This is a genomic window from Mucilaginibacter sp. P4_E8 (genome assembly GCF_056401495.1).
In genome coordinates this window covers 1-10,603 of the sequence record NZ_JBFUJG010000153.1, presented here as the reverse complement: position 1 = coordinate 10,603, position 10,603 = coordinate 1, and the positions used below count along the sequence as shown (strand labels likewise).

4 protein-coding genes are annotated in these 10,603 nt (G+C 43.6%); 1 reads left to right on the top strand and 3 read right to left on the bottom strand.

Features of this window, described 5'->3' with window-relative positions; genetic code table 11:
* The coding region (locus AC1DRQ_RS26680; RefSeq protein ID WP_477428437.1) for a glycoside hydrolase family 9 protein at positions 1–1,661 on the top strand (1,661 nt) is incomplete at its 5' end.
* 48 nt (positions 1,662–1,709) lie between these two features.
* Here AC1DRQ_RS26680 and AC1DRQ_RS26675 read toward each other — a convergent pair.
* The 3 genes from AC1DRQ_RS26675 to topA all read right to left on the bottom strand — a co-directional run bounded on the left by AC1DRQ_RS26675 (position 1,710) and on the right by topA (position 10,292).
* A complete protein-coding gene (locus AC1DRQ_RS26675) occupies positions 1,710–7,307 on the bottom strand; it encodes an alpha-2-macroglobulin family protein (protein WP_477428435.1) in 5,598 nt (1,865 codons plus the stop codon).
* A 76-nt stretch (positions 7,308–7,383) separates the two neighbouring features.
* Positions 7,384–7,788 (bottom strand): hypothetical protein, encoded by a 405-nt coding sequence (locus tag AC1DRQ_RS26670; protein ID WP_429392268.1) that lies wholly within the window; start codon positions 7,786–7,788, stop codon positions 7,384–7,386.
* Positions 7,789–7,898: 110 nt separating this feature from the next.
* Positions 7,899–10,292, bottom strand: a complete 2,394-nt coding sequence (topA, locus tag AC1DRQ_RS26665; protein WP_477428433.1) for a type I DNA topoisomerase — start codon at positions 10,290–10,292, stop codon at positions 7,899–7,901.
* Positions 10,293–10,603: the final 311 nt, after the last annotated feature.

Sequence of the window (10,603 nt, the reverse complement as noted above, 5' to 3'; positions counted from 1 at the left end):
GTTTTTATCCAAATGCAGTAAAGAAAGCCATTGTTTTAAATGCTGGGGCTGGCACTTTCACTATTCAAACCCTCGGTAAAACCATAGTATTTACAGGTACTTTAAAGTCATCGGTTAAACCCAGCCTTGGGGGCAGGATAACTTACATAGCCGACTTTAGCGCATTTAATAAACCGGGTAACTACCTGCTGAATGTACCGGGTGTTGCTAATTCCTATCCATTTCAAATAAGGGCTTCGGTACATAAGCCGTTAGCCAACGCAGCTATAAAGGCCTATTATTTTATGCGGGCCTCAACTCCTTTACCTGCAAAATATGCTGGCAAATGGCAGCGGGCCGAAGGCCACCCCGATACCAGTGTATTGATTCATCCGTCAGCAGCAAGCGAAAAACGTAAACCCGGTTCTGTGATCAAGTCATCGCGTGGCTGGTATGATGCCGGCGATTACAACAAATACATTGTAAACAGCGGCATAACTACCGGCACACTGCTTTCATTATATGAGGATTTTCCGGAGTACATGAAAACAGTTAAGCTAAATATTCCTGAAAGTGGTAATGGCATACCTGATGTATTGAATGAGGCATTATGGAACCTGCGCTGGATGCTCACCATGCAGGACCCTAATGATGGTGGTGTTTACCATAAACTAACCAACGCCGCATTTGATAAATTTGAGATGCCCGATAAGGGGACGGAACCTCGCTATGTGGTGCAAAAAGGCACAGCCGCCACATTAGATTTTGCCGCTGTAATGGCACAGTCGGCCCGTATATTTAAGCAATATCCACAACAATTGCGCGGCCTGGCCGACTCATGTCTTAACGCCGCTCAAAGTGCCTGGACATGGGCGGTTAAGAATCCTGATGTAGCCTATAGACAGGATGAAATGAATAAAAAGTTCAGCCCTAAAATAACTACCGGAGCTTATGGCGATAATAATTTTGCCGACGAGTTTATCTGGGCGGCATCTGAACTATTTGTTACCACACATGATGATGGTTTCCTGAAAAATATTAACCTGCTTCCTGATGATCAGATGCACGTACCAACATGGTCGCTGGTTAAGTTGCTTGGGTATTATACGCTGGTGAAAAATACTGTACCTGCGGATGTCAAAAATGTAAAAGACCTGCCCCAAATTAAAAAGCGACTAATAGTTGCTGCCGATGAACTGATAAACGGTGTTGATGATAATGCATACCAAACAGTAATGACACAATCTGCTAAGCATTTTGGATGGGGTAGTACCTCCGAAGCTGCAAACGAAGGTGTTTTATTGATACAAGCCTATAAACTATTGCATAATAAAAAATATCTGGATTATGCTTTGGCTAATCTTGATTACCTGTTGGGCCGTAACGCCACGGGCTATTCTTATGTTACCGGCTATGGCAGTAAAACGCCTATGCACCCTCATCACCGCCCGTCGGTAGCTGATGGCGTAACTGAGCCGGTGCCAGGTTTGTTGGTAGGGGGAGCCAATCCCGGTATGCAGGATGGTATCCGTGTTCCTTCAACTGTGCCCGATGAAGCCTATATTGATGACGATAGGGCCTATGCAGCCAATGAAATAGCCATCAACTGGAACGCGCCCCTGGCTTACCTTGCTAATGCTATTGAAGCCTTGCAACAGGGGCTAAGCAGTTCAAAACAATAAAAATTACTTAAGCAAAAAGCCTTTAGCTTTAGGCTTTTTGCTTAAAGCTTATTTCACTACATCAACCCATTGCCCTTTGATAAGGCTGTTGATTGAATTGTTATACATGGCCTCGCAGTAAACCGCTGGTAAGTAATAATGACCTGCATAGGCAGCGTTTAGCATTACATAATAGGTAACCTCCTTGCCTTCGATCAGGCTGAAATAGGTATTCACCCTATCATCGCGTATGTCGCGGTAATCAGATGGGGATGATTTAAATACCTCATCATTATTCAGCATCCGGCTGTTCAGTATTTCCCATCCCGATGGGAATATCTGGGTAAGGGCCAGATTATCATACCGGCCACGTTTGCCCGGGTTTTTGATATTCACCTGCGCCACAAAATCAGTACCTTGTTTTAAGGATGTTGGGTCAACCGGTTTGCCGCTCATGGTAAAATAGCCAACCCTCATTTGCATGATCTGCGGATCAATAAAAGTTTTAACATCCAGGCCAGATGAGGGTTGCCCTTTTTGTATCAGCCTTACATACAGTTTATTGGTGCCATTGTTTTTAAGCATTACTTTACCACCGTTTACCGCTAAACCGGCTTGYCATATATAAGATGCTGAGTTGACATCCGTTTTGATAGTGCCCGATTGATAGTTAAAGGTAAGTTTACCAGCAGCCTTGTTTTGCCCGCAATATTGCGCAATGGCAATAAGCGAATAAGCTGTAGTTTGGGTGCTATACCAGTCATCCTGAGATAATCTTGCTGCTACCGTGCGCAATAATCCGGCAGCTTTTTGCTGCTGCCCAAGCAGGGTAAGGGTTTCCAGGATCATGGCCTCATCGCGCAGATCAGATCCATAGGTACCGTACATGGTGTAGTATGGTTTAATAGTAAGGGGTAAACCTACTACCATTCTTAAGCCCATTTCTGGCTGCCCGGCAAGTTTATAGGCCGCGGCCAAACGCCATTTAGCTTCTATACTCAAATACTTAAACTCTCGCAGGCGGTTCATAGCGCCTAATTCAGGCGAGCGCACTAAAGCCAGCAGGTATAAACGGTAAGCCTGGTTCAGGTCAGCACCATAAAAACTTCGGGAATCAGGCGCCCAGGTTAAAGCTTTTTGTTTCTGATACTTTTTCCATTGCTCTATAAAGCCCAACGRCATACTGTAGCCTTTAGCCTGTGCAGCCAGCATAAAGTGGCCGGCATAATTGGTTCCCCATTCGTCGGCATTGCCGCCATCTGGCCAATAGCTCAAACCACCGCCTTGTACCTGGAAGCCATTTAGCCTGCTGATAGTGGCTTTGATATTCCGCTCTGCTTCGGCCTTTTGAATAGGCGAAAGATCAAGCAGCTGACCTAAATATAATTGCGGGAATGCCGAAGAGGTGGTTTGCTCCACACAGCCATGAGGATAAGCTATCAGGTAATCCAATCGTTTACTCAGGTTCAATGGCGGGATGCTGGCTATCTCCAGGGTGTTTTTATTAGTACCGCTGATGCCAACCGGCTGATAGGCGGTGCTCCAAACCTCGCCAGGTTTAAGTTCCTTTTCTAAAACCCGGGTAACCGGCGGATTGGGGTTACGTACATTAAGCTCCACATCATAAGCAGCTGTTTCCGAACCGCTTTTGGCTATGATCTTAACTTTGCCTACACCTACAAAGTCCTTAACGTTCAAATCAAAAGTAGCCAGCTGATCGCCGGTTTTGGTAAAGGTGAGCGTTTTCTGGTTATTGCCAGCCAGGTTACTGAACGCGTTTGATTGTACCGATACCGTAACAGTTTTAATATTTGGTTCCATGGCAAATACAGTAACCGGTAATTGTACCTTTTCTGCCGGGCCAAGTACACGCGGCAGGGTAGCCAGTATCATCAACGGCTTTTTAACGGCTACGRCTTTTTCAGTCATACCGTAGCTGCCATCGTGCCCGGCAATTACCATTGCCTTTACTGAGCCTACGTATTGGGGTAGTTTAAAGGGCGTGGTTTGCTTTTCACCCTTGTCGAGGTGGAATGGCCCCATGAATTTTACAACGGGCTTAAAACGATTTACAGACACGTTTCTGTTGTTGCCCAAATTACCGTCACCACCTATACTTAAAATACGTTCCAGTCCGTCGCCAAAAGCACCTATCACATAATCAAACAAGTCCCAGGTTTTTACGCCAAGGGCTTCGCGGGCATAAAAGGCGTCATGAGGATCAGGGGTTTTATAATTGGTGATGTCAAGCAGCCCCTCATCTACAATGGCTATGGTATAGGTCATTTCCTTGCCTGATGCTTCTGATACGGTAATGGCCGACTGTGTTTCGGGGCGTATCTTATCAGGCATACTGATCACCGGTTTCAGTATAGTTTCCGGATTGTCAACCTGCAGCGGGATAGCACCGTACATGCGTATGGGCAGGTCATTTACTGTTTGGGAATGCCTTTGCAACAGGGTAACGTTTACAAAAACGTTAGGGGCCATGGTTTCGTCAACCGTAAAGCGGTATTGGGTTTGGCCTTTTTTAGTATCTATCCAGGTGGTTTTTAAAACCTTGCTGCCGTTTTCAAAACTGATCAGTGCATGTCCATCAGCAGCAGTAGGGATGGTGAGCGTGGCCTGTTCGCCAACTTTATAACTTGTCTTGTCGGACGTGAAAGATAACATAGCTGCCTCGGTAGGATTACTTTGCTGTAACCTTTCTGACCAGTTTGGCCAATCTACATAAATGAACTTCCCGGTGGAGTGGCCAGTTTGCTCGTCCTTTACTTTGATCAGGTAACGGCCCCAATCTGCCTTTGGGATGCGTAAGGTCCATTTCCCGCGTCCGTTGTTAAGCTGTACGCTTTCGGTTTTTATAAGTTTGTTAAACTTGTCTTGCGTAAAATTGCTTGTTTCGTCCCCGGTCTGATCCCACCACCAGCGCCATTGTACCTTGTATAGCTCCAGTTGTACATTGCGGGTGCCGGTAAAAGCGTTGCCATTCACATCAACATCGGCAATGTCAATCTGGTGATCCTTATCCGTAACCAACATACCTGATAACTCGCTGCCTGCAGGTGTTTTAATCCCAACATAACCAGGATAAACATTATAAGGCATGGTGGTTTGCTGTATACTGAAATTGCCGCCCGGCTCAAAAACCTTCACGAGGAAATTTGCCCTCAACTGTCCCGGCGCTTGTTTTTCTACATTGATATTGGCATTAACTGTGGCCGTACCTTCGGCACTTAGCTTTCCATCAAAAACGGTTTGAGTTTGTGTATTAAATGCAAGGGTTGGGTCGTCAAAAACGTAACCCTCATATTTTTTAAAGTTTGTTGCCTGCGGTGATAAAAAGGCATCGACCTTAGCTTTCAGGTTTTGTGCATTGCCGCCAAACAGCCACTGCGCGCTTAATTTACCATCAGCATTATTACCTTTAGTAAGCTCGGCCGCGTTACCAAACGACAGGCTCAGTTTCATGCGGTTAGGCATAATGGTCTCCACCTTGATCTTCTTCTCAAACAAAGCACCGCCAACTTTTACTTTGGCAGTCCAGTTTCCGGTAGGTGATGAGGTTTCGGTAGCTGTATGAAAGCTGTAAAAACCATCCAAAGCTGTTGTTTTATTGATGCGCCTGTAAAGTTTACCATTAGGATCATACAATTCAAACTCTACCGGGTGATCGGGAGGAAGGGTTTTTAATTTATCTTCGAGGATAAAGGAAACGTAGATCGAATCGCCAGGGCGCCAAACACCACGTTCGCCATAAATAAAACCTTTTAAGCCACTTTGTACCTCCTCGCCACCCACGTTAAAACGGGTTAGCGGCAGGGAGCTGCCATCATCGAGTTTTAAATAGCCCCGTTGTGCGCCTTTTTTAGCTACCAACAGGTAAGGTTTTCGTTTAAGGTCGAACTTAACTATTCCATCCCCACCCGATGTAGTTTTATAGATCACTTGTTTCTGATAATCAAGCAGCTCAAGATCCACATTACCCATCGGTTGGGCGCTTAAAATATCAGTTACAGCTACAAGCATACTGTTATTGGTACCCCGTTTGGCAATAAGACCTATGTTTGACGCTATGATATTACGTGTGGCCCAGCGTTGTTTAGTGAAATAGGAGGGGGTACAGGCATTGTCCCTTTCCTGCCAGTTATAGCCTTCGGGATAAAAATTATCGTATCTCGCCCAAAAATCGTCATCCTCGTCATTTACTTTACCGCTATTATTGCTGTAATCACCACCATACTCATCACCATCGTCGTCGCCTTTTTTTACACCCGCACCCGGGATATTGCAGTTATACAACGAATATTCTTTCCTGAAACCAATCACAACCCGGTAAATAGCGCCCGGTTCTGTACGGATCATCTGGTCGATATCCAGCATGAAGCGGTTCTTTTTGTTCAGATTTAACCCTTTGTCGGTATCAAGCCTGATGGTTTTTTGAATAATTGGCTTACCCACCTGGCGCAGTTCGGCTCCTCCATCAAAACCATTATTCTGAAAATATTGCGGTACGTTACTTTCGTATATTTTAATGATGCTCACATCAACCGCGTTTAAATTCACTGCCTCAAAAGGCATCATCAGTTTGCCCGAATCGGGGAGGATCACCCCTTTGCCAGGGATGGTTACATTAGGTAGCCTGTTCTCAAAAAACACATTAGCTGTATAGGTTTTGGTGATCTTTTTGTGCGATATGTTTTCGACCCCCTCGTTTACAAACACGCTATAATTCCCCTGCAGGCGTTCGGGCGCATAAACTTTTACGGTACTGCCATCAATGGTATAAGCAGCATCGGCAATATTACTGATGCCTATTAAGCCGTTAAGTTCTTGTCCAACCATAATGGCATCAGAGAATTGAACCAAAACGTATTGGTCATTGTCTTGCACGGCGCGTATGTCCAGTACCTTAAAATCGCCGATGGCGGGTACATCAAAACGCTGATCGCCTTTTTTATCTACATTTAAACTACCACCATTCCAGCTCACCGTAACCGGGGTAACCTTACCCGACTGCCTTTTTAAACCTGTTATCTTAAAATGATGCGTTTTAGTACCTATATTATGCTCCCAATTTACTTTAACCGGGAATTCATAATTTACCGTAATGAGTTTTTCAATGAGGGTCGGGTCTTCTGTATCCGCAGTTTGTACCAGTCCATCCAGCTTCATTTCATCGGTAGATGTACTGGTTGCAGTTTGCAAGCCGTTAAAGCTTACATTAAAATCGGGCTTTACAACCTGGAAACCAAACTTAAAATGTTCAAACTTATTGGGGACCTCTATTAATTTCCCGAGATCAAAATCGGCGGTATAGCTTTTTTCAGGATCGAGTTTGTTTGCAGGTCTGAATTCAATTGTACGGGCATCTATCCAGTATGCTTTTCCTTTTATCGATGGGGAAAAGTCAAAAAGATCATCGCTAACCTGCTCGTTTTGTTGGTGGGTAACCTGCACCTGGCTTGCCAGGCGGACCCTGATGGGGCTTTCTTTTGATATAACACCAGTAGTATATGACTCAATATATTTACTAAAGGCCGGGTCGACCCTCATTTTTTTATGGTCATTGGCAACAATGTAAACGACTAACAAAATCAGTACAAGAGATGTAATGATAGTTATTAAGGTTTTACGCTTGCGGAATCTGGTATATCCGTTCTCCATGAAATAGGTTTATTTAAGATCATGTAAATTATAAAATTTATGATAATAAATTAAACGGAAAACTTATTTTACAGCACTATAATATCATTACTCCCGGTTTATTTAAAACGGGCAGTTTGATGAAATTCATTTCAACTATGCTTTCGGGCAGAAAGATAAATTTTTTATCGTAAATGTTGGTGCCGATATAATAACTGAGCCAGTATTCATTACTAAGCCCGAATGTTTGCTCATCAATGGGTTCAATGAGTTTGAATGATTGATCAGGAACCACCGGAAACATGTGCCTTAAGGTTGACGTTTTTACCTGTACACCATCTTTTTCGCCATAACCTTTAGAGGTAACCATCACATTTTCAATAGGCTCTTTTTTAAGGTTAATGAGATAAACGTACCAGGTTTTGCTCTCAACGTTCTCACTTTCTAATGCAACTGCAACTGCAATATCCTGTACGTTATTTTCGGGGAGGTCTTTGATCATCGCATATTAATTTAAACAATCTGTCATTTCGAACGCAGAGAGAAATCTTATGCTGGTTAGTTATGAGTATAAGATTTCTCCTCGTACCTCGTTCGAAATGACAGGTGATTTTACTTCTTCTTCGTTGCGGCCTTTTTCTTTGCCGGAGCTTTCTTAGCTGCCGGCTTTACAGCTGCTGCTTTACCAAATCGCCCTTTTTTGGCGTCTTTAGGCATAGCATCAGCTAAAGCTTTGCATTCCTCATAGGTAAGAGTTAAAGGATCTTTATCCTTAGGTATCTTAACGTTAAGTTTGCCAAATTCTATATATGGACCCCAGCGGCCATTTAATACTTTAACAGCCGGATCCTCATCAAATGCTTTGATCAGCTTTTCTGCATCTTTTTTACGCTTTGCTTCTATCAGTACAATTGCTTCCTCTTCGGTAACATCCAAAGGGTCTATTTCTTTTGGCAAGGATATAAATGCGCTATTGTGGCTGATGTACGGCCCAAAACGGCCAATARCAACCTTCATTACTTTACCTTCATACTCGCCAACAACTTTAGGTAACTTAAATAGCTCAAGTGCTTCTTCAAGGCTGATGGTTTCGATACTTTGCCCGGCTCTTAGGCTGGCGTATAATGGTTTTTCTTCCTTGTTCTCTTCTGTAGCGCTTTCGCCAACCTGTACAAACGGGCCGTAACGACCAATACGCACAGATATTTTTTTGCCGCTTTCCGGATGAACGCCTAATTCCCGCTCGCCGGTGGCTTTATCGGCAGTTTCAATAGTGCTTTGTACTTCTTTATGGAAAGGGTTATAAAAATCGTGCAGCATAGCTGTCCACTCCTTTAAACCCTGTGCTATTTCGTCAAATTGTTTTTCAACGCTGGCTGTAAAGTTAAAATCTACAATATCATTAAAGTGCAGCACCAAAAAGTCATTCACAACCGAACCAATATCTGTTGGAAATAATTTACCGCGTTCAGCACCGGTATTCTCGGTTTTATCTTCCTTTACAACGCTATCGCCTTTTAAGGTTAATACCCTGAAGTGGCGAATTTTACCTTCGCGCTCTTCCTTAACTACATAACCACGATTTTGTATGGTTGATATGGTAGGGGCGTAGGTTGATGGACGACCTATGCCCAATTCTTCCAGCTTTTTCACCAAACTTGCCTCAGTATACCGTGCCGGTGGACGAGAGAAACGCTCCGTTGCCGACATTTCCTGCAATGCCAGGCGCTGTCCCCTGGTTAAAGGCGGCAGCATGGTGTTTTCGCCATCCTGTTGAGTATCTTCTTCCTCATCGTCAGATTCAAGGTAAACTTTCAGGAAACCATCAAACTTCATTACTTCGCCGTTGGCGGTCAGTTCTTCCCTGCGGCTTGATATACTGATCTTCGCGGTGGTTTTTTCAAACTGTGCTTCACTCATTTGCGAAGCTATGGCACGTTTCCAGATCAGCTCATATAAACGTTTTTCGGCCGACTCACCATCAATAGTATGGTTATTAAAATAAGTAGGCCTGATTGCTTCGTGAGCCTCTTGCGCGCTTGCGTTCTTGGTTTTATATTTCCTTAGCTGATGGTATTTATCGCCGTAAGCTGATACGATCTCTTTTTGAGCGGCATCCAACGCGGTTTCGGATAAATTTACCGAATCGGTACGCATATAAGAGATATAACCCGATTCGTATAATCTTTGTGCCACTTGCATGGTGCGCGCAACGGAATATCCAAGTTTCCTGCTGGCTTCCTGTTGCAGGGTTGATGTAGTAAAGGGAGCGGCCGGCGACCGTTTGGCGGGTTTGGTTTCTAATGAACGTATTTCAAAATCGGCGCCTATACAGTCGTTTAAAAACTTTTCTGCATCTTCCTGCTGACTAAAACGCTCGGGTAGTTCGGCCTTAAAAGCTTCTTTACCCTTGCCAAATATGGCCACTATTTTAAAAGCGGCTTCTGATTTAAATTTATTGATATCCCTTTCGCGATCAACAATTAACCTTACGGCCACTGATTGCACGCGACCAGCCGAAAGTGATGGCTTAACTTTTTTCCATAGAACAGGGGAGAGCTCAAAACCAACCAGCCTATCGAGCACACGGCGTGCTTGCTGTGCGTTTACCAGGTTATAATCAATTTTACGCGGTGTATCAATGGCACGTAAAATAGCAGGTTTGGTTATCTCATGAAAAACAATGCGCTTGGTAGTAGCATCTTTTAAACCCAGTGTTTCAAATAAATGCCAGGATATGGCCTCACCCTCACGGTCCTCGTCCGATGCCAGCCAAACCATCTCTGCTTCCTTAGCTAATTTCTTCAACTCGCTCACTACTTGCTTTTTATCGGCAGGTACTTCGTATTTTTGTGTGAAGTTATTGGCTGTGTCAATCGCATCTTCAGATTTTATCAAATCACGGATGTGGCCATAGCTCGATTTAACAGTAAAGTCTTTACCAAGGTATCCTTCAATAGTTTTGGCTTTCGCCGGAGATTCTACAATGAGTAAATTTTTGGCCATTTAGCAGTTATTTTTTGCAAATAAAACATAAAGAAAGTGAAACGCAAGAGAAAAGTTACAATGTAGCTTATTTGATGCATTGAAAAGTTGCAATATTGGAGGGTTATACGGGTGAAAAATTGAGATGCTTTGTGAATATGAAATTGCCATATCCTGCTTGTAATTTATATATTTTAAAAGCCAAATTTTAGGCGTTAATGTCGTTGCCGATGATATTAAATAATTCAATATTGAGTTTTTCCTTATCTGTTTTTTGAGCTATTTTCGATATGAGTTCTAAGTATTCTTTTTCAGCACACGCCACATAGGCT